The organism is Ruegeria sp. ABD4_443, assembly GCF_056160865.1.
Window position 1 is genome coordinate 1 of the sequence record NZ_JBSWYA010000013.1, and the last position, 19,819, is coordinate 19,819.

The following is a 19,819-nucleotide window of genomic DNA, read 5'->3' on the forward strand; positions in this document are numbered from 1 at the left end:
AACCGTTCGATCTACAAACAGTACACTGAACTGTTTGCTTAACGATCAAACCTCAGCAGGCTCATAACCCGAAGGTCAGAGGTTCAAATCCTCTCCCCGATATCGTCATGCTGCCGAACTTCGCCTTCCAGGCGTGGAAGGCGCCTTTCGACATCCCGTGCTCGCGGCACAAGTCGGCGCATTTTGCACCAGCCTCATGCTCGGTCAGAATCCCGACAATCTGTTCTTCCGTGAATCCTGATCGCTTCAATGTCCGTCCCTTTGTTGGGCCAGTCTCTAAATCCAGTTGGAAGGAAAAATCCCGCGGCGGCTCAAGCCTCATAACCCGAAGGCCGCTGCGCCAATCATCCGGCAAAAGAGGTTCCGAATTAGCCGACAGAAGGCAGCGACAGAGGGCCCCATTCGGGCCCTATGCTTGGACGGGCCTTGTCAGCTGACGCGTTCAAAATCGGGGAGCTTGAAGCTGCGATTGTTGAAGGCCTCGGTGGGGCCGTAAAGGCGCATCGCGGGCAAGGGGCGTTTGCCCGAGGTGGGGATCCAGTTGGTTTCCTTGCCTTCCGGGGCCTTGGGGCCTACCCAAATGGACACTCCTCCGTCCGGGTTTTGTTCCATTGTCGACAGGTCGTAGGATGACAACGTCGTGCGATCTTCGCTGGTATAGATAAAGCCCATCGTGGCGCGGTCGTACACGGTTAGCGCCCAGAACTGGTCGACGGGCATATCGGCGGGGACATCCAGACGGTAGGTGGCGCCAGCCTCCAAAGCTGCGCCGCTGCTGTCGGCCATGGCCATCATGTATTGGGTCGCGGGATTGTCGGACAGAACCTGTGGCATATAGGTGCACCAGAAATACTCGGCGGCCCGTTCGATCGTGTCCACGCGGTCATCATAGGTCCAGGTAAAGGTCTTGTTGTCGTCGGCCTGCAACAAGGACGCATAATGGCGGTCAGGCCAATACAGCTTGTCTTTTGGGAAGTTATCGTACCAGTTCTGCATGTAGAACCAGACATCGTAGCTTGCCTGTGTCATGGCGCGTTTGGCCACGTCGTCAGGCGCGAACGGTTCGCCGTGGCGGATGCCGAGCGTGGCCAGCATCCCCATGATCTGTTTGTCCTCGGGCTTTACCGGTTCGACCGTCATGATGGCGTGCAGGTTCTCGAAATGCGCCAAACCCCAAAGCGGCATCGTCGGGTACCGCGTGTCGATCGGGTCATAGAATACCTGTTCGGGCGGGTTGCCATCCTGTGACAGCGAATACATCCGCAGGCGCTTGGCATAGGCATAAGCGTCGGCTTCGGTCATGCCGGGACCGCGCACTGATCGAAAGGCAAAGGCGACCCGGTAATTGGGCGAAGGAACGTGCAAATAGCCTTCGGGGATCTCGCCCACGTAGCCGGGCGGCGTGAAGATGTATTTTCCGCCTTTGCCTTTGTCGAGGCCCGACGGCCCGACATCGGCGATTGTGTATTGCCAGGCATCCACCACCTGACCGTAAAGGCTGCCATCCTCGCCCGCTGGCGGGACTTCCAGAACAGTGGGCCCGTTCTGCAGGTCGGTAAAGGCGGTGATATAGGGCGTCGATGCGTTCGCCGTGGTCGCCTCCAACTTGGCGGTGGCGACGCCGGAATAGGCGATGATGTCATTGTCACGCAGGCCAAGATCCTCAAGCGCTGCGGCGCGAAAGCGGTAGATCGCCAGCGCTGGCATTGCCCAGAGAGCGGCTTCGAAGGCGCGCTGATATTTCACCTGGTAGTCGAAATCTTCGATGGACGGTTGCGCGCCCTGGGGTGGCTGGCCGCCTAGCGGCTCGAAATCGCTGTTGCTGAGTGGCCCGGTCGAGCGCAACGCCTGCGCCTGGGCTTTGCCACCTGTTCCCTGCAACCCCAAAAGGGCCGCGGACCCCAAAGCGAGGCGATACAGCCCCCGACGTGAAATAATCATCGTGCTTCAATCCCTGATTCTGAACCAAGTTAATGCTGGAATTCTAAGTCCAGCCGGTCGATGGTTGTGCACAGTGAAGTGCATTTGGTGAATTTTTCCATGAGAAAAGAACATTTGTCTGACGCCGTCCGGCAGGTCGGGTGGCTGTCCAAATTGCCCAAGCCCCTGCAAGACGCGCTGCTTGCCAGGGCCAGCATGCGGGAACATTCCAAGGGCGAGGCGATCTATCTTCAGGGGGACCCGCCGGGGTCTCTTTATGGCCTGGCATCTGGCAGCCTTGGCGTGACCGCCTCGCTCGGCCCGGCCGCGCCGCGCCTGATCCACATTGCCCGGCCCGGCTGGTGGGTTGGCGAAGCGGCAATGGTCAGCCAGACGCAAACGCGGGTCGAAGTCTGCGCGCGGATGCCTTCACATGTTCTGGCGGTGGGCGCAGGCGCCATCGCCGAGCTTGCCCGCACCACGCCAGAGCTTTGGCGGTGGCTGGGATTGCTGACCGTGTCGCATATGGATAGCGCCTTGAAACTGGCCGGGTGTGTTCTTGCGCCAAATGCCCGTGACCGCGTTGCCGCGACGCTTGTCAGGCTTGCGGAACCCGCGCCGGGGGCTGGCACCGCAATTGCGCTTGATATCACGCAGGGCGAGCTTGCCGAGATGTGTGGCCTGTCCCGAAACCCCGTCGGGGCTGTTCTGCAAGACCTGTGCGCGGGCGGCGCGATTGAATGTGGACGGCGGCGCATTCTGGTGCTGAACCCGGATGCGCTCAAACGAATTGGGGCTGACGGGTGCTAATTCGGTGGGGCGGTGGGCAATGCAATCGAAATGGCTGCCTGTTTTTTAGGCGATTGGGTGCGCATTTTGGTGGGGGTGAACCCGGGCAAGGGTGATACGGGGTCAACTGTCTTGCTCATGCAGCGTTGGAAGGACATGAAAGGCCCATGACCAGCCCACTGACCGTTGTTGTTGTCGAACAGGATCGCGACCGCGCCATCGCGATCGTCGATGCGTTGAAGGAATCCGGTGACATCGAAGTCATCGTGATCGGCAGCACGTCCGGGCTGGCGCGAAAGATCGCGGCGCACAGCCCCGATATCGTGCTGATCGACATCGACAACCCGTCCCGCGATATGCTCGAAGAACTGACCATGGCTTCGGGGCCAATGGACAGGCCGGTGGCGATGTTCGTGTCCGGCGCCGCAGGCGGTCTGGCCCGTGCGGCCGTCGAAGCCGGCGTTTCGGCCTATGTCGTCGACGGGCTGCAGCCCGAAAGGATCATGCCGGTCATGGACACCGCAATTGCGCGGTTTCACGTTCTGCGCCAGATGCGCACCGAATTGGCCGAAACCCAACGCGCGCTGCAGGAACGCAAGGTCATCGACCGGGCCAAGGGCCTGTTGATGAAGGCGCGGGGCGTCGACGAAGAAGAAGCCTATGCCATCCTGCGCAAGGCGGCGATGAACCAAAACCGGCGCGTGGCCGATGTGGCCGAGGCTTTGGTCACCGCATCGGGGTTGTTGTCATGAGAACGGTTCCCCTGCCGGTTGCCTATATGCCTTTGGTGGATGCGGCACCGCTGATCGTGGCGCGCGAGCTTGGGTTTGACGAGGCCGAAGGCGTGTCCCTGGACCTGAGGGCGGCGCCGTCATGGTCGTCGTTGCGGGACATGTTGTCTTTTGGGCATGTGGATGCCGCACATATGCTGTCGCCGGTTCCCATCGCCATGGCCCTGGGCCTGGGGGGAATGGCAACGCCGCTGTCGGCGGTTTCGGTTCTGTCGGTCAACGGCAATGTCATCGGGGTCAGCGCGGCGCTGGAACGGCGGTTGCGGGACGATGGTTTTGCCTTTGACATGGCGGATGCGCGCGCAGCGGGCGCTGCATTGGCGCGGGTCGCTGATGGCCCGTTGGTCTTTGGCGTTCCGTTCCCGTTTTCGATGCATGTCGAATTGTTGCGGTATTGGGTCGCCGGGACCAAGCTGGCGGGAACGCCCGTTGAAATCCGGACCGTTCCGCCGCCACTTATGGCGCAGGCTCTGGCCGCCGGCGAAATTGACGCCTTTTGCGTTGGCGAGCCGTGGGGCTCGGTCGCGGTCGAGGACAAGGTCGGCGCGCTGTTGCTGCCTTGCCGTGCTATCTGGTCGTTTTCCCCGGAAAAGGTTCTGGCCGTGCGCACGGAATGGGCCGATACGGAATCCCATGTTCTGGGTGGGTTGATGCGGGCAATCTGGCGCGCAGGTCGCTGGCTGTCATCCCCCGAAAGCCGCACAACGGCGGCCGAGATGTTGTCGCGCAAGTCCTATCTGAACGTACCGCCCGAGGTGATCGATCGCGCATTGACCGGTGAACTCACCGTTTCGGCCAGTGGCGAGCAGCGCAAGGTCGACGGGTTTGTCGAGTTCTTTGACAGCGCAGCATCCTTTCCCTGGCGCAGTCAGGCAAAGTGGATCGCGCGCCAGCTTGCCGACCGAAACGGTTTGGACCCCGCCCAGGCCGCGCAGGCTGCGGCGGGTGTATTCCGCAGCGATTTGTACCGGCGTGAACTGCAATCCGTTGGCGCCGAGCTGCCCGGAGCGTCGGAAAAGCTCGAAGGTGCGATTCTGCAGCCGACCGAAGTCGCGTCGACCCATGGCAGCCTGATTCTGTCACAAAACCTTTTCTTCGACCGTCGAATTTTTGACCCGACGGGCTAGGTGTGCCTAATTTTTTTGCACCGCAGCGAAGTGAGACGCTGCAATGCAGAAAAAACCACGGCTGAGACCACTTTTTAAATGACGATGAGAAGGAAGGGTGGCCCAATAAGTTTACCGGCAGGCAACGGAGCCTACCGAAATCAAGCGCCCTGACGTGCAGGGCCACAGAATAGAGCAAAGCCGCTCGACCAACCGCCACCTCCTCCCGGCGGATTGTGTCGGCGGCTTTTTGTTTGCCCGGGTCATGCCCGCGCTATCACCCGCCCGGAACAGGGCCGGGCCGAAAGGGACCGAAATGAAAAAACTTCTTCTGAGCCTTGCCGCCACGACGGCGCTAGCCAGCCCGGCATTTGCCGAATTGCTGGAACTGGAAAAAGACGAACTGACCTTTGGTTTCATCAAGCTGACCGACATGGCGCCTTTGGCGGTGGCCTATGAACAGGGGTATTTTCTGGACGAAGGGCTGTTTGTGACGTTGGAAGCACAGGCCAACTGGAAAGTGCTGCTGGACGGTGTGATCGACGGCCAACTGGACGGCGCGCACATGCTGGCGGGGCAGCCGCTGGCGGCCACGATCGGGTATGGCACCGAAGCCCATATCATCACGCCGTTTTCGATGGATCTGAACGGCAACGGCATCACCGTTTCCAACGAAATCTGGGAAGAAATGAAGCCCAACATCCCGGTCATGGATGACGGCCGTCCCCAGCACCCGATCAGCGCCGAGGCGCTGGCCCCCGTGGTTGAAAAATACAGTGCAGAAGGCAAGCCGTTCAACATGGGAATGGTTTTCCCGGTTTCGACCCACAACTATGAACTGCGTTACTGGCTGGCCGCAGGTGGTCTGCATCCGGGATACTACAGCCCCGAAAACGTAACGGGCCAGATTGGTGCGGATGTCTTCCTGTCGGTCACACCTCCGCCGCAGATGCCTGCCACGCTCGAAGCGGGCACGATCTATGGCTATTGCGTCGGCGAACCCTGGAACCAGCAGGCCGTATTCAAGGGGATCGGCGTTCCGGTCATCACTGATTACGAGCTGTGGAAGAACAACCCTGAAAAGGTCTTTGGCATCTCGGCCGAGTTCGCCGAACAGAACCCCAATACCACCTTGGCCGTGACCAAGGCGCTGATCCGCGCCGCGATGTGGCTGGATGAGAACGACAACGCCAACCGCCCCGAAGCGGTCGAGATTCTGAGTCGCCCTGAATATGTGGGCGCGGATTACGACGTCATCGCCAACTCGATGACCGGCACGTTCGAATATGAAAAGGGCGACAAGCGTGAAGTCCCCGATTTCAACGTGTTCTTCCGTTACAACGCCACCTATCCGTTCTACTCGGACGCGGTGTGGTACCTGACCCAGATGCGTCGTTGGGGTCAGATCGCCGAATCCAAGCCGGACAGCTGGTATGACGAAGTTGCCAAGTCGGTCTACAAGCCCGAAATCTATCTGGAAGCCGCGCGTTTGCTGGTTGACGAAGGTCTGGCCAACGAAGCGGACTTTCCCTGGGACAGCGATGGTTACAAGGCGCCGACACCGGCAGAAGACGTCATTGACGGCGTAACCTATGACGGCCACGCGCCCAACGCTTATCTCGACAGCCTCACAATCGGTCTGAAAGGCGAACAAAAGATCGTCGGCACGGACGTGCAAGGCTAACCCACCACCTAGCCCGTGCCCGGTTTCGGGCGCGGGTCTACCCAGTGCCCCGCCAGCGCAAGGACACATGAAATGACAACCGTCGATCCCGAATTCAACGCAACCGCGGCCAAAGAGGCCCGTCGCGCCCGCATTTTCACCCGTATCAACGCAGCCGACAAATGGTTCCAGGTTCTGGGGCTCAGCTGGGCGACACCTGTCCTCAAGGCCGCCGCCGGAGACAACCCGCGCGCACAAATGGCCGAGATTTGGCGGCTGTTGGTCGTTCCGATCCTGTCGATCTGCGCCTTCCTGTTGCTGTGGGCAACGCTTGCGCCCAAGGTGCAGACCTCGCTTGGCGCGGTGCCCGGACCGGCCCAGGTCTGGCAAGAAATGGTCGGCCTGAATGCCGACGCGCAGGCCAAGGCGGCCAAGCGCGACAAGTTCGAAGCCATGGTTGAAAAGCGAAACCAAAAGCTGATCGACGCAGGCCGCGCGGATGAAGTGAAACAGGTCGCCTATACCGGCGCGCCGTCCTATTATCAGCAAATCTGGACCTCGATCAAAACCGTGTTCTTCGGGTTTCTGATCGCGACCGCCGTTGCGGTTCCGATGGGGATTGCTGCCGGCCTGTCGCCAACAGCAAATGCGGCGCTGAACCCGCTGATCCAGATATTCAAACCGGTTTCACCGCTGGCATGGTTGCCGATCGTCACCATGATCGTTTCAGCGGTCTATGTCACCAATGACGGCTGGTTCGCCAAATCTTTTCTGATTTCGGCCATTACCGTGACCCTGTGTTCGCTGTGGCCGACCTTGATCAACACCTCGTTGGGTGTCGCCTCGATCGACAAAGACCTGGTGAATGTCTCCAAAGTTCTGAAAATGAACACCTATACCAAGATCACCAAGCTGGTTTTGCCCTCGGCGCTGCCGCTGATCTTCACCGGTTTGCGCTTGTCCCTGGGTGTTGGCTGGATGGTTCTGATCGCGGCGGAAATGCTGGCGCAGAACCCCGGTCTGGGCAAGTTCGTCTGGGATGAATTCCAGAACGGTTCGTCCAGCTCGCTGGCCAAGATCATGGTTGCGGTCTTTACCATCGGCATCATCGGCTTCCTGCTGGACCGCGTGATGTACGCCCTGCAATCCCTCTTTACCTTTACCAATAACCGGTGAGCGCGATGAGCATTCTGAGCTTCAAAAACGCCTCGAAATCCTTTGGTGAAGGCACCAGCCGCACCGACGTGCTGAAAGGTATCGACCTGGACGTACAAGAAGGCGAGTTTCTGGTGATCCTCGGGTTTTCCGGCACCGGAAAGACGACATTGATCAACCTGATGGCGGGGCTTGACCACCCCACCTCTGGCGAGGTCACGTTCAAGGGCGCCCCGATCAAGGGCCCCGGCCCCGAGCGGGGCGTGATCTTCCAGAACTATTCGCTGATGCCGTGGCTCACGGTCAGCGGCAATGTCGGGCTTGCGGTCGACACTGTCTTTCCCGGCCTTGGCAAGGCCGAGAAGGCGGAAAAGGTCGCCAAGTTCGTCAAGATGGTTGGCCTCAGCCATGCTGCGGCGCGCCGTCCGGCGGAACTGTCTGGCGGAATGCGTCAGCGGGTCAATGTGGCCCGGGCGCTGTCGATGAACCCCGAGGTCCTGTTGCTGGACGAACCGCTTTCGGCCCTGGATGCCCTGACCCGCGCCAACCTGGCCGACGAGATCGAGCATATCTGGGACGCAGACAAGAAAACCTGCGTGCTGATCACCAACGACGTGGACGAAGCGATCATCCTGGCCGACCGGATCATCGCGCTGAACCCCGATGGCACCCTGGGGCAGGAGTTCCGCGTGTCAATTCCGCGGCCGCGCGACCGCACCGCGATGAACAATGACGAAACGTTCAAGCAACTGCGCGCGGACGTAACCAAGTACCTGATGGAAGTCGGGATCGAGGCCAAGGTCGACGGTTCGCGCATCCTGCCGGATGTTACCCCGATCCACGGCGTGCCGACGGCCGTATCCGAGGCCCAGAAGGGCATGATCGAAAGCCGGTTCCTGGATTTCTCGCAGCTGCACAAGATCTACCCCACGCCCAAGGGGCCCCTTACCGTTGTTGAGGATTTCGACCTCAAGATCGACAAGGGCGAGTTCATTTCGCTGATTGGCCACTCGGGGTGTGGCAAGTCCACCGTCCTGACCATGGCGGCGGGTCTTAATGATATCTCGAAAGGCGCTATCAAACTGGATGGCCGCCACGTCGAAGGCGCCGACCCTGAGCGCGCGGTGGTTTTCCAGTCGCCGAACCTGTTCCCCTGGCTGACCGCCAAGGAAAACGTCGCGATCGGCGTGGACAAGGTGTACCCCAAGGCCAGCATGGCCGAGCGGCAGGATGTCGTCGAGTATTACCTTGAACGTGTCGGTTTGGCGGATGCGATGGAAAAATCAGCAGCGGACCTGTCGAACGGCATGAGACAGCGCGTCGGCATCGCGCGGGCCTTTGCCCTGTCGCCCAAACTGCTGCTGCTGGATGAACCTTTTGGCATGCTGGACAGCCTGACACGCTGGGAATTGCAGGAAGTTCTGATGGAGGTCTGGTCCCGTACCAAGGTGACCGCGATCTGTGTCACGCATGACGTGGACGAGGCGATCCTGCTGGCTGACCGGGTCGTGATGATGACCAACGGCCCCCAGGCGACAATCGGCAAGATCACCAATGTTGACCTGCCGCGCCCGCGCACGCGCAAGGCGCTGCTGGAACATCCCGACTATTACACCTACCGGCAGGAAGTTCTGGATTTTCTCGAAGAATACGAACACGGAGCCAAGCCCAAATCGCCGGCTCCCAAGGCGATTGCAGCGGAGTGACAGAATGAAACAGAAACTCGTAGTGATAGGCGCCGGAATGGCCTCGGGCCGGGTGCTGGAGCACCTGACCGAAACCGCACCGGATTCGTTTGACATAACCCTGTTCAACGCGGAACCGCGCGGTAACTACAACCGGATCATGCTCAGCCCGGTTCTGTCGGGTGAAAAGACCTATGAAGAGATCGTCACCCATGATCACGATTGGTACACCGAACGCGACGTGACATGCCGGTTCGGCGAACATGTGGTCAAGATCGACCGTGACATGAAGGTTGTCGAAGGCGAGAACGGCCATGTCCCCTATGACAAGCTGCTGATTGCCACCGGCTCGGCACCGTTCATCATTCCGGTCCCCGGCAAGGACCTGCCCGGTGTCATCTCGTACCGTGATCTGGACGACACCAACGCGATGGTCGAAGCGGCCGCCAATGGCGGTGACGCGGTTGTCATCGGCGGCGGGCTTCTGGGTCTTGAAGCTGCGGCCGGGCTGGCGGAACGCGGCATGAAAGTCACCGTGGTTCACCTGATGGGCCACCTGATGGAACGCCAGCTGGACGAGGCGGCGGGATATCTGCTGCGCAAGGATCTGGAAGGCCGCGGTATCACGGTTCTGACCCAGGCCTCGACCAAGGCCATCTTGGGTGAAGATCGTGCCGAGGCCGTTCTGCTGGAAAACGGCGAGGTCCTGCCGGCCAACCTGGTGGTCATGGCGGTGGGCATCCGCCCGGAAACTCGCCTGGCCAACGATGCCGGTCTGGACGTCGCGCGCGGTATCGAAGTGAACGCGCAATTGCAGACTTCCGACCCGGATATCTATGCGGTTGGCGAATGCGTCGAATTCGACGGCAACCTGTTCGGGCTTGTCGCACCGCTTTATGACCAGGCGAAAGTTCTGGCCAAGGGCCTGATGGACGAAGCGGATGCCTTTGTCGTCAAGGAGCTTGCAACCAAGCTGAAGGTCACCGGGTGTGACCTGTTCAGCGCCGGTGACTTTGCCGAAGGACCCGGACGTGAAGATATCGTTTTCCGGGACCCCGCGCGGGGTGTCTATAAGCGCCTTGTGATCGAGGATGACCGCCTGGTCGGAGCCGTGATGTATGGCGACACTGCGGACGGGAACTGGTTCTTTGGCCTGATCAAGGACGGCACCGAAATCGACGAGATGCGCGATACGCTGATCTTTGGACCGGCCTATCAGGGGGGCGACTCGGCGGACCCTCTCTCAGCCGTTGCAGCCTTGCCGCTTGATGCGGAAATCTGTGGCTGTAACGGCGTTTGCAAGGGAACAATTGTCGAGGCGATCAATGGCGGGGCCACCGACCTGGGGGCCGTGCGAACCACGACCAAGGCCAGCGCATCCTGCGGGACCTGCACCGGTCTGGTCGAGCAACTGCTTCAGGTCACGCTGGGTGACGGGTTCGAACTGCCCGCGGCACAATCCGTATGCGGCTGTACCGACCTGAGCCACGAGGACGTGCGTCGCCTGATCAAGTCGCAAGAATTGCAAAGCCAGGCCGCGGTCTGGCAGGAACTGGGGTGGAAAACGCCCAATGGATGTCATGTTTGTCGCCCGGCGATCAACTATTACCTGCTGGCTGACTGGCCGCTTGAATATCTTGACGACCCGCAAAGCCGGTTCGTGAACGAGCGCAAGCATGCCAACATCCAAAAGGACGGCACGTTCAGCGTCGTTCCCCGCATGTGGGGCGGAATTACGAACCCGGACGAGTTGCGCGCCATCGCCGATGCAGCCGACAAGTTCGATGTGCCAACCGTCAAGGTGACCGGTGGGCAGCGGATCGACCTGTTGGGCGTCAAGGGCGAAGACCTGCCGGCCATCTGGGCCGACCTGAACAAGGCCGGGCTGGTATCGGGCCATGCCTATTCCAAGGGATTGCGCACGGTTAAGACCTGTGTCGGCACGGATCATTGCCGGTTTGGCACGCAGGACAGCACCGGCATGGGCATCAAGCTTGAAAAGATCCTGTGGGGCAGTTGGACGCCGCACAAGGTCAAGCTGGGTGTGTCGGGCTGCCCCCGCAACTGCGCCGAGGCGACCTGCAAGGATATTGGTATCGTCTGCGTCGACAGCGGTTACCAGATCAGCATCGGCGGTGCCGCGGGCATGGATGTGAAGGAAACGGAACTGCTGTGCCAGATCCCGACCGAGGACGAGGCGATCGAAGTGGTCGTCGCCGTGACGCAGGCCTATCGCGAAGGCGGTAAATACCTGGACCGGCTTTACAAATGGCTGGCCAAGGTCGGCATGGACTGGGTCAAGGAAAACGTCGTCGATGACCTGGAAAATCGCCGCGCATTGGTCGAGCGGTTCGAGGTTTCGCAAAGCGTTTACCGCAAGGACCCCTGGGCCGAGCATGCACAGGAAAAGGCGCAAACCTATGCGCCGATTGCTGATCTGACACTGGAGGCTGCGGAATGAGCTGGATCGACATCGGGCATGTGGATGACGTGCCATTGCGCGGGGCGCGCTTGTTGAAAACCCATATCGGATGCATTGCAGTATTCCGCACGGCCGAGGCCGAAGTTTTCGCGGCCTCGAACAGTTGCCCGCACAAGGGCGGACCATTGTCCGAAGGCATTGTGCATGGGCAATCCGTAACCTGCCCGCTGCACAACTGGGTCTTTGACCTGAATACGGGCGAGGCGCAGGGCGCCGACGAAGGGCGCATCGAAACCTATCAGGTGCGGCTTGAAGGCGGCCGTATCCTGATTGACGGCGATGCCGTTGCACGGCGGAGCGCCGCGTGATGGACGGGTCCAGCCTGCCCGAAGTCCGCTCGACCTGTGCCTATTGCGGCGTCGGCTGCGGGGTTTTGCTGCGAGCCGACGGCGCAGGTGGGCTGACCGTCCGGGGTGACCCGGACCATCCGGCCAATTTCGGGCGTTTGTGTTCGAAAGGCTCGGCGCTGGGCGAGGTGACCGGGCTGTCTCATCGTCTGATGGCCCCGCATGTCGCGGGGCAGGTCAGTTCGTGGGACACAGCGTTGCAGCATGTGGCCGACAGGTTCTCGGAGACGATTGCAAAACACGGCCCGGACAGCGTTGCGTTTTATGTCTCGGGGCAGTTGCTGACCGAAGACTATTATGTCGCCAACAAGCTGATGAAGGGCTTTATCGGGTCGGCCAATATCGACACGAATTCGCGCCTGTGCATGGCGTCAACGGTTGCGGGCCACAAGCGGGCCTTTGGAACCGATACCGTTCCGGGGACGTATGAAGACCTGGATCAGGCCGATCTTGTGGTCCTGGTTGGGTCGAATATGGCATGGTGCCATCCGGTTCTGTACCAGCGCGTGCTTGAGGCCCGCAAAACCCGCGGCACCCGGATCGTGGTCATCGACCCGCGGCGTACAGCAAGCTGCGATCAGGCCGACATGCACCTGGCGCTTGAGCCCGGCAGCGACGTGGCGCTGTTCAACCGGCTGTTGGCAAGGATTGCCCAGGATGAGCAGACCGATGCGGGCTATCTGGCCCATACGGTCGGGTTTGACGACGCGGTACAGGCCGCCCAGGCCGATGATCCGGCTGTCACCGGTCTAAGCCCGCAAGAGATTGAGGATTTTTGCAATCTCTGGATCGGGACCGAACGCGTTGTCACGGTGTTCAGCCAGGGTGTGAACCAATCGTCCAGCGGGTCGGACAAGGTCAATGCCATTCTCAACTGCCACCTGGCAACCGGGCGCATCGGTCGCCCCGGAATGGGTCCGTTTTCTGTCACCGGGCAACCCAACGCGATGGGCGGGCGCGAGGTCGGTGGCCTTGCGAATATGCTGGCCTGTCACCTTGATATCGAAAACGCCATGCATCGCCAGACCGTGCAGCAGTTCTGGAACGCTCCGACCATTCCCGACAAACCGGGATTGAAGGCCGTCGATATGTTCCGGGCGGTCGAAGAGGGGCGGATCAAGGCTCTTTGGATCATTCATACCAACCCGGCGGTCACGATGCCGGATGCGGATAGGGTCAGCAAAGCCATAAAGGCCTGCCCCTTTACCGTGGTCAGCGATATCACCGCGCAGACCGATACGGCGCGGCTGGCCGATGTGCTTTTGCCTGCAACCGGCTGGGCGGAAAAGGACGGAACAGTAACCAATTCAGATCGTTGGATCAGCCGCCAACGCGCAGTGCTTGCTGCGCCGGGACAGGCGCGACCCGATTGGGATATCCTGGCCGAGGTGGGTCGGCGCATGGGCTGGCAATCGGCTTTTGATTATCAGGACCCGGCCGAAATTTTCACGGAATACGCGGCGCTTTCGTCTGTGGCGAACCGGTTCGAAAAGGATTTCGACATATCGGGGCTGGCCGGGCTGGATGCGTCATCCTATGCCGATCTTGCGCCGGTGCGCTGGCCTGTCGGGAAGACCCGCAAACCCGAACGGTTTTTCGGGGACGGGGGTTTTTTCCACCCCGACGGCAAGGCCCGCCTGTTGCCTCTCACCCATCGCCCCCCCGCGGCGCGCGCCGAGCCGAAGTTTCCATTCCGCCTGAACACCGGACGGGTCCGGGACCAATGGCACACCATGACCCGCAGCGGGTTGTCGCCGCGCCTGTCCGCGCATCTGGCCGAGCCGTTCCTTGAAATCCACCCCGAAGACGCACAGCGCCTTGGGTTGGCGGCGGCAGATCTTGCCGAAGTCAGGAACCCGACCGGAGCCGCCATTTTGCGGGTGCGTATCACCGATGCCGTAGCGCCCGGGCAAGTCTTTGCGCCCATTCACTGGACCGGGGAAACCGCCCCGTCAGCCCGGATCGACGCCCTGGTTCCCAGCGTCACGGACCCTGTGTCGGGCCAGCCCGAAAGCAAGGCCAGCGTGGTTTCGGTGTCGCGGATGAAGGCCGCGTGGTACGGGTTTGCAATCTCGCAGGACCCGATTGCGCCAAACGTGGATTACTGGGCCGCATCGCGGACGGACAAGGGGTTCCGCACCGAACTGGCCGGGTATTCCCAGGTGCAGGACTGGGAAGAAACGGCTCGGTCCTGGTTCGGCCTCGCCGAATCTGCGGCCACGGTGGTTGCCGATCCGGCCCGCGGCACGTACCGGATCGCGTTGACGGTTGAAAACAGGCTCAAGGCCGCATTGTTCGTGTCGCGCGAACCGGTTGCGCTGATGCGTGATTATCTTTCGACGACGATCGGCAACGGCCCCGAACAGGTTCTGGTCGGACGCGCACCGGCGGACGTCGAAGATGCCGGACCGACCTTGTGTGCCTGCTTTGGGGTAGGGGTGAAAACCATCCTCAAGGCGATCGAGGCCGACAAGCTCGACAGTGTCGAGGCCATCGGTGACGCGCTGGGTGCCGGAACCAATTGCGGATCATGCCGCCCCGAGATCGCCGATTTGCTGGCGGTCCATAGCAAGGTCGAAACCCCGGCCTAGCGACAGGCGCCCGACAGGGCGCCTTTTTCGCCCATGCCCCGGATTATCACGACCTGTGGCCATTGCTGCGGGCTGATCATCCGGTGGCCGGGATGCTTTGGCGCCGTCCTTGAAAGATTGATGAAAAAGCGCCGGTTGCGCTGGAATTCCGGCAGAATTTCCATAAGGTTCCGGACTTGCCGCCCATGCCGGGGACCTGTGTCACTGACACTCTGGTTTTGGCCGGAAACCCACAGCCGCCGAGTAAGCACCATGCAATATCACAACAAGCCCTATGACCAGTTGAAAGTCGGAGACAGCGCCGAACTGAAGCGGATTTGCACAGAAGACGATTTTTTCGTTTTTGCCTCGAATTCAGGGAATCACAATCCTCTGCACCTGGCAAATGAAGACGGCGACGGCGACGCCATCAACGAGGCGATTGCCCCGGCCCTGTTTGTTGGTGCGCTGATTTCGGCGGTGCTGGGGAATATTCTGCCCGGTGCGGGAACCCTGTACAAATCTCAGAACTTTGAATTTCAGGACCGGGCGCATGCGGGCGAAGAGCTGCTGGCGCGCGTGACGGTCGTGGCCAAGCGTGAAAACCGCGAAGTCGTAATGGAAACGCAGGTGACCCGTCCCAGCGACGGGGCCGTGATCGTAACGGGAACCGCGGTGGTTATCGCGCCCGAGAAAGAGATGTCGTTCCACGAGATCGAAGTGCCCGGTCTTGTCGTACAGCGGCATCGGCATTTTGATGCGCTGTTGGAACGATCCCGGCCGCTTGCGGCAATTCCCACCGCGGTGGTCGCCCCCGAAGAGCCGAATTCGCTGGGTGGGGCCTTGCTGGCGGCGCAGGAAACCATCATTGAACCAATTCTGGTTGGTGACCCGGATAAGATCGCCGAGGCCGCCCGGCAGGCGGCGCTGTCGCTGGGCAACACCGAGATCGTCCCGGTGCGGGGTCATTTCGATGCCGCCAATGCTGCCGTTGATCTGGTGGCCGAGGGGCGGGCCAGCGCGCTGATGAAAGGGCATCTGCACACCGATGATCTGCTGCGGGCGGCCTTGCGGAAAGATCGTGGTTTGCGCGCCGGGCGACGCTTTACCCATGTGTTCGTGATGGACGTGCCCGGTCAGCCGCATCCTTTGCTGGTCACCGATGCCGCCATCAATATCGAACCCGATCTTGAAACCAAGATCGACATTACCCAGAACGCCATAGACCTTGCGATCTCGTTGGGGATCACATCCCCCAAGGCGGGGATCTTGTCTGCGGTTGAAACGGTCAACCCGGCAATCCGGTCTTCGATCGACGCGGCCCTGCTGTCCAAGATGGCCGAGCGGGGTCAAATCCGGGGCGGGCTGGTAGACGGCCCGCTTGCGATGGACAACGCGGTCAGCCTGGCGGCGGCGCGGACCAAGGGCATCGTATCCGAAGTCGCCGGGCGGGCCGATATCCTGGTGGTTCCCAACCTGGATGCCGGGAACATGCTGGCAAAGCAGCTGACCTATATTGCCCATGCAGAAGGGGCCGGAGTTGTCCTGGGGGCAAAGGTTCCGATCATCCTGAACAGTCGCGCAGATGACGACAAGGCCCGATTGGCCTCGTGTGCGGTGGCGGCATTGCACGCCGAGCGTCTGTCGCGGGGCGCGTGATGTCCCGTGTCATCACGCTGAACCCCAAGCCGTCGCGCCCATAAGCACCGGGATATCTGGATCGGTCGCCGTTTTTCAAGACGCGGCGACCCGGTCCCATTTTTGGGCAGGTTTTCTGCCAGGGCTGTTCCTGGGGGGCATCCAGGTTTCTTCGATGTTGGCCCGCCGACGCTGGTTGTTTTCTGATTGCGTTGTCTTGGGTTGCCTGGGCCGCGTCGATGACCGCCAGATCAGCGGTATGGGCTTTTGATGCCGCATCGGGCAGGACCATCAACCTCTGCCATCAGACACCAGCGCCGTGGCCGCGTTTCGAAGCATGGATTGGTCCGAGCCGCACACGAAAAGGGTGACGCCCTTGGCGTGCCAGACAGGGATTTGGGCTGGGTTGCCGACAAACAGACCGATCGGCGTGTTTGTCCTTTCACCTGCCGCTATGACGCGTTCGATTGCGGCGTCCAACTCTGCAGACGGATAGCCAACCTGCATGGATTGCGCCAGATCGGCGGGCCCGACGAACAGCATATCCACATCCTCGATCGCAGCAATTGCGTCCAGATGGTCCAGCGCACTGGCATCTTCGATCTGCACCATGACCACGCTGCGATTGTCGCTGACGGCCTGATATTCTGGAATCGCGATCCCGCCATAGTTTCCCGCACGCGGGGATGGCGAAAGGCCGCGCTTGCCTCGGGCGAATCTAACCGCATCGCAAACAGCATCGGCATCGGCTTTGTCCAAAACATGGGGCACCATGACACCGGCCAAACCCAGATCAAGAAGCGGTGCAATCCAGTCGCGCGTTGCGCCCCAACGTCGCGACAGCACTGGCATGCCTGCCGCTTTTGCGGCCAGCGCCATCATGTCCATCTGGGCCATGCCAATCGGCGCGTGCTCTTGGTCAACCACCGCAAAATCCAACCCGGAATGGGCAAGGATTTCAACACTGTGCGGAGCCGGCGTTTTGATAAAAGTGCCGATCAAAAGGTCTTTGGCTTTGATCCGGGATCTGAGGTCTTGCATGTCGGGCTCCTCAACCGTTCAGGCCAATGACATCGGCGGCGTTGTCGGCCACCATCTGACGAATTTGCGCATCTGAATAGCCCAGCCCGATACAGGCCGCGACGCCGTTCTGGAACCCTTCAAGCGGTGTGAGCGTGCCCATCTGCCCCAGGTCAGAGCACAGGATCGTCCGTTCTGTGCCAACCAGATCGATGAACGCGCGCAGTTCCTCGTCGGTGCGGTTTTTGAACTTGGAACCTTCGACAAAGAACGCCAGCGAATGTTCGACATAGGCGCCCATGTCGGCGATTGCCTTGGTGTCCTCCATCGACGCGCCGACGATGTCTTCGGGGTGGGTAAAGATCAGCCGCTCAACGCCGCGTTTGCGGGCCTCGGCGAAGACGATTTTAGTCTCTGAAACGTGGATATGGCCGCTGGCCAGTGCCATGCCGGTGGCTGCCATGACATCCAGCAAGTCCAGCACCTCTGGCCTCAGTTTGTTGTCGTCGAACAGCGGAACGGCCGATGCCGGGCGGATTTTCTGTGTCGAGGCCGGATGTTCCCACCCCGAGGTTCGTTCCCATTCCAGATGGTTTTCGGCGGCCAGTGTCGGCAACCAGACGATCCGTCCGTCCATCGCAGCCGTATGTTCGACCGCATAGGGGTTGATCCCGCCCACCACGTTGTTGAGCACGATGCCCGAAAAGACCTGGGTCGTCAGATCGGAAAAGTGGTCTTTCAGCATCCGTGCGCAGATCACGCCGGAATAGTCGTGATCCTTGGTGACCATGGCCGCGAACTTGTTGTCAGAATAGACCTGCGCCAGTTCAACATGGTCGACCGCGCGCGGCGCGATGGACGGGCCGGAATGCACATGGGGGTCCACGGCACCTGTCAGGATCTCGCCGATGCGCGCGGCTTCGTTGGTTTTGATGCTTTCGATATCAATCATTGGGACCTCCTGAGTTTTGGCGTCGATCATGGCTTATCCTTTTCGCGCCCAAGCGCCTTCGGGCACGGTGTCCAGCGCGGTTCGCCAAGCGTCGGTGCGTTGGACCGGACGCGCGGCGAGACCAAGAGCAGCCTGGGCGGCGGCGGACAGGTATTCGGCCCGCGCAGCGGCATCGGTGCGCGGCACGCCATAGCTGATCACGGGCTCAGCAACTTCAAACCCCATATATTCCAACGCCAACTTGCGGACCGGCATCAAAAGCGGGCCGATGGGGCCGTAAACGCCCGCGTCCGAAAACCGTTCCGGCGTACCGCCCGTGGTGACGCTGATCAGGGCGCGGCGGCCTTTGAACAGGCCTGTGTCAAAGCGGCGCCCGTCCACATAGGCAAAGCCATAGCTCAGCACCCGGTCGATCCAGCCCTTCATCAGGGCCGGCGGGCCGCCCCACCACAGCGGGAATTGCAAGATCACATTGTCGGCCTGCGCCACACGGGCCTGTTCGCGGGCGATATCGGCGGCGAACCCCGAATGTCGGGCCGCATGGGCCTGTTCGGCCTGTACGTGAAACCGGTCCGGATCGGCCACGCACGCCATGTCATGGCGGCCGATGTCCGCACGAAACCCTTCGGCGACCAGATCCGAGATCACGACCTGATGCCCTTGCATCTGCAGCGCATCCGCCATGCTTTTGGCCAAAGCGTGGTTGAACGAACCGGGTTCGGGATGGGCCACAACGATCAAGATATTTCGAGGGTCTGACATGGCCTAGAACTCCACCCTGTCCGCGCCCTTCAGGTTCAACATTTCGCGCGCCTCGTCGGGGGTTGCGATGTCGAACCCAAGGCTTTCCGCCAGGTTCCGCGCCATGGTCACCTGCTGTGCGTTGCTGACAGCCAGTTCACCGCGTTTGGCAAAAAGTGAATCTTCAAGTCCGACCCGCATATTGCCGCCCAAAAGAAGTGACTGTGTGGCGACAGTCATCTGGTGGCGGCCCGCGCCCAGAACCGACCAATGGTAGTCCTCTCCAAACAACCGGTCCGCGGTGCGGCGCATATGGGCAACGTCTTCGGGATGCGCGCCGATACCCCCCAGGATTCCAAACACGCTTTGGACAAAGAATGGCGGCTTGACCAGATCACGCTGCACGAAGTGATGCAATGTATAGAGATGGCCGATATCATAACATTCGACCTCGAACCGCGTGCCGCTCTGGGAACAGGTTTGCAGCACATGCTCGATCTCGGCAAAGCTGTTGTGAAAAATGCGCGATCGGGAGCCCTCGATAAAGTCTTCCTCCCAGTCGAATTTGAACGCCTTCATCTTGTCCAGCAGGGGAAAGAAGCCGAAATTCATCGTCCCCATGTTCAGCGAGGCGATTTCGGGTTGGAATGTTGCAGCAGGGCGCAGGCGTTCCTCGACGCTCATCTGCGGAGAGCCGCCGGTGGTGATGTTGATCACGACGTCGGATTGTTGCTTGATCACTTTCAAAAAGGGCTCAAACCGTTCGGGGGACTGATCGGGACGCCCGGTCGCGGGGTCCCGTGCGTGCAGGTGTACGATGGCCGCTCCGGCCGCGCGCGCGTCCAGGGCGGCGGTGGCGATCTCTTCGGCCGTGATGGGCAGGTGCGGCGACATTGTCGGGGTGTGAATCCCGCCCGTGACGGCGCAGGTGATGATGATCTTACGTTTGGCCATTTGGTC

15 protein-coding genes and 1 pseudogene are annotated in these 19,819 nt (G+C 60.8%); 10 read left to right on the forward strand and 6 right to left on the reverse strand.

All coding sequences use genetic code 11. The features are described 5' to 3' along the window. Positions 1 to 97: 97 nt before the first annotated feature. Together ACXAG8_RS17435 and ACXAG8_RS17440 are read right to left on the reverse strand one after the other, a co-directional pair. Positions 98 to 250: pseudogene (locus tag ACXAG8_RS17435) on the reverse strand (transposase); the annotation flags it as partial. A 179-nt stretch (positions 251 to 429) separates the two neighbouring features. Then, entirely contained in the window at positions 430 to 1,941 is a 1,512-nt protein-coding gene (locus ACXAG8_RS17440; protein ID WP_475230005.1) for a DUF1254 domain-containing protein, read from the reverse strand. 99 nt (positions 1,942 to 2,040) lie between these two features. Between ACXAG8_RS17440 and ACXAG8_RS17445 the strand changes: the two genes are divergently transcribed. From ACXAG8_RS17445 to ACXAG8_RS17490, 10 genes are all read left to right on the forward strand, one after another. Continuing rightward, complete coding sequence (locus tag ACXAG8_RS17445) at positions 2,041 to 2,730, forward strand: Crp/Fnr family transcriptional regulator (protein ID WP_475230009.1); 690 nt, start codon at positions 2,041 to 2,043, stop codon at positions 2,728 to 2,730. 146 nt (positions 2,731 to 2,876) lie between these two features. After that, positions 2,877 to 3,461: an ANTAR domain-containing response regulator gene (locus tag ACXAG8_RS17450; RefSeq protein ID WP_475230013.1), complete on the forward strand. Its 585-nt coding sequence runs from the start codon at positions 2,877 to 2,879 to the stop codon at positions 3,459 to 3,461. Continuing rightward, entirely contained in the window at positions 3,458 to 4,627 is a 1,170-nt protein-coding gene (locus tag ACXAG8_RS17455; RefSeq protein ID WP_475230016.1) for an ABC transporter substrate-binding protein, read from the forward strand. The genes ACXAG8_RS17450 and ACXAG8_RS17455 overlap by 4 nt, the downstream gene beginning before the upstream one ends. Before the next feature lie 295 nt (positions 4,628 to 4,922). Then, positions 4,923 to 6,290: a CmpA/NrtA family ABC transporter substrate-binding protein gene (locus ACXAG8_RS17460; protein ID WP_475230021.1), complete on the forward strand. Its 1,368-nt coding sequence runs from the start codon at positions 4,923 to 4,925 to the stop codon at positions 6,288 to 6,290. Between the two features lie 72 nt (positions 6,291 to 6,362). Beyond that, positions 6,363 to 7,445: an ABC transporter permease gene (locus ACXAG8_RS17465; RefSeq protein WP_475230024.1), complete on the forward strand. Its 1,083-nt coding sequence runs from the start codon at positions 6,363 to 6,365 to the stop codon at positions 7,443 to 7,445. A 5-nt stretch (positions 7,446 to 7,450) separates the two neighbouring features. Further along, positions 7,451 to 9,130, forward strand: coding sequence for an ABC transporter ATP-binding protein (locus ACXAG8_RS17470; RefSeq protein ID WP_475230027.1), 1,680 nt, complete (start codon positions 7,451 to 7,453; stop codon positions 9,128 to 9,130). Positions 9,131 to 9,134: 4 nt separating this feature from the next. Then, positions 9,135 to 11,570 (forward strand): nitrite reductase large subunit NirB, encoded by a 2,436-nt coding sequence (gene nirB / locus ACXAG8_RS17475; protein WP_475230029.1) that lies wholly within the window; start codon positions 9,135 to 9,137, stop codon positions 11,568 to 11,570. Beyond that, positions 11,567 to 11,899, forward strand: a complete 333-nt coding sequence (nirD, locus tag ACXAG8_RS17480; protein ID WP_475230032.1) for a nitrite reductase small subunit NirD — start codon at positions 11,567 to 11,569, stop codon at positions 11,897 to 11,899. The genes nirB and nirD overlap by 4 nt, the downstream gene beginning before the upstream one ends. Next, the gene (locus ACXAG8_RS17485; protein WP_475230035.1) at positions 11,899 to 14,529 is read left to right on the forward strand and encodes a molybdopterin-dependent oxidoreductase; all 2,631 of its coding nucleotides are present in this window, start codon (positions 11,899 to 11,901) and stop codon (positions 14,527 to 14,529) included. The genes nirD and ACXAG8_RS17485 overlap by 1 nt, the downstream gene beginning before the upstream one ends. Positions 14,530 to 14,781: 252 nt before the next feature. Further along, a complete protein-coding gene (locus ACXAG8_RS17490; protein WP_475230038.1) occupies positions 14,782 to 16,167 on the forward strand; it encodes a bifunctional enoyl-CoA hydratase/phosphate acetyltransferase in 1,386 nt (461 codons plus the stop codon). Positions 16,168 to 16,437: 270 nt separating this feature from the next. Here the strand turns inward: ACXAG8_RS17490 and ACXAG8_RS17495 are convergent, their stop codons facing one another. Genes ACXAG8_RS17495 through kce form a run of 4 tightly spaced genes read right to left on the reverse strand, consistent with a single transcriptional unit; the run spans position 16,438 to position 19,813 of the window. Then, positions 16,438 to 17,187: an HpcH/HpaI aldolase family protein gene (locus tag ACXAG8_RS17495; RefSeq protein WP_475230041.1), complete on the reverse strand. Its 750-nt coding sequence runs from the start codon at positions 17,185 to 17,187 to the stop codon at positions 16,438 to 16,440. A 10-nt stretch (positions 17,188 to 17,197) separates the two neighbouring features. After that, complete coding sequence (locus ACXAG8_RS17500) at positions 17,198 to 18,118, reverse strand: DUF6282 family protein (RefSeq protein ID WP_475230044.1); 921 nt, start codon at positions 18,116 to 18,118, stop codon at positions 17,198 to 17,200. A 33-nt stretch (positions 18,119 to 18,151) separates the two neighbouring features. Continuing rightward, on the reverse strand, positions 18,152 to 18,880 hold the full coding sequence (locus ACXAG8_RS17505; RefSeq protein WP_475230048.1) for an NAD(P)H-dependent oxidoreductase: 729 nt from the start codon (positions 18,878 to 18,880) through the stop codon (positions 18,152 to 18,154). Between the two features lie 3 nt (positions 18,881 to 18,883). Further along, positions 18,884 to 19,813 (reverse strand): 3,5-dioxohexanoate:acetyl-CoA acetone transferase, encoded by a 930-nt coding sequence (gene kce, locus ACXAG8_RS17510; protein WP_475230052.1) that lies wholly within the window; start codon positions 19,811 to 19,813, stop codon positions 18,884 to 18,886. Positions 19,814 to 19,819: the final 6 nt, after the last annotated feature.

Excerpts from the sequence above, each read along its gene's own strand:
- ACXAG8_RS17460 (WP_475230021.1), top strand. The coding sequence starts at position 4,923 with ATGAAAAAACTTCTTCTGAGCCTTGCCGCCACGACGGCGCTAGCCAGC.
- ACXAG8_RS17490 (WP_475230038.1), top strand. The coding sequence starts at position 14,782 with ATGCAATATCACAACAAGCCCTATGACCAGTTGAAAGTCGGAGACAGC.
- ACXAG8_RS17445 (WP_475230009.1), top strand. The coding sequence starts at position 2,041 with ATGAGAAAAGAACATTTGTCTGACGCCGTCCGGCAGGTCGGGTGGCTG.
- kce (WP_475230052.1), bottom strand. The coding sequence starts at position 19,813 with ATGGCCAAACGTAAGATCATCATCACCTGCGCCGTCACGGGCGGGATT.
- ACXAG8_RS17455 (WP_475230016.1), top strand. The coding sequence starts at position 3,458 with ATGAGAACGGTTCCCCTGCCGGTTGCCTATATGCCTTTGGTGGATGCG.
- ACXAG8_RS17495 (WP_475230041.1), bottom strand. The coding sequence starts at position 17,187 with ATGCAAGACCTCAGATCCCGGATCAAAGCCAAAGACCTTTTGATCGGC.
- ACXAG8_RS17470 (WP_475230027.1), top strand. The coding sequence starts at position 7,451 with ATGAGCATTCTGAGCTTCAAAAACGCCTCGAAATCCTTTGGTGAAGGC.
- ACXAG8_RS17500 (WP_475230044.1), bottom strand. The coding sequence starts at position 18,118 with ATGATTGATATCGAAAGCATCAAAACCAACGAAGCCGCGCGCATCGGC.
- nirB (WP_475230029.1), top strand. The coding sequence starts at position 9,135 with ATGAAACAGAAACTCGTAGTGATAGGCGCCGGAATGGCCTCGGGCCGG.
- nirD (WP_475230032.1), top strand. The coding sequence starts at position 11,567 with ATGAGCTGGATCGACATCGGGCATGTGGATGACGTGCCATTGCGCGGG.
- ACXAG8_RS17485 (WP_475230035.1), top strand. The coding sequence starts at position 11,899 with ATGGACGGGTCCAGCCTGCCCGAAGTCCGCTCGACCTGTGCCTATTGC.
- ACXAG8_RS17505 (WP_475230048.1), bottom strand. The coding sequence starts at position 18,880 with ATGTCAGACCCTCGAAATATCTTGATCGTTGTGGCCCATCCCGAACCC.
- ACXAG8_RS17465 (WP_475230024.1), top strand. The coding sequence starts at position 6,363 with ATGACAACCGTCGATCCCGAATTCAACGCAACCGCGGCCAAAGAGGCC.
- ACXAG8_RS17450 (WP_475230013.1), top strand. The coding sequence starts at position 2,877 with ATGACCAGCCCACTGACCGTTGTTGTTGTCGAACAGGATCGCGACCGC.
- ACXAG8_RS17440 (WP_475230005.1), bottom strand. The coding sequence starts at position 1,941 with ATGATTATTTCACGTCGGGGGCTGTATCGCCTCGCTTTGGGGTCCGCG.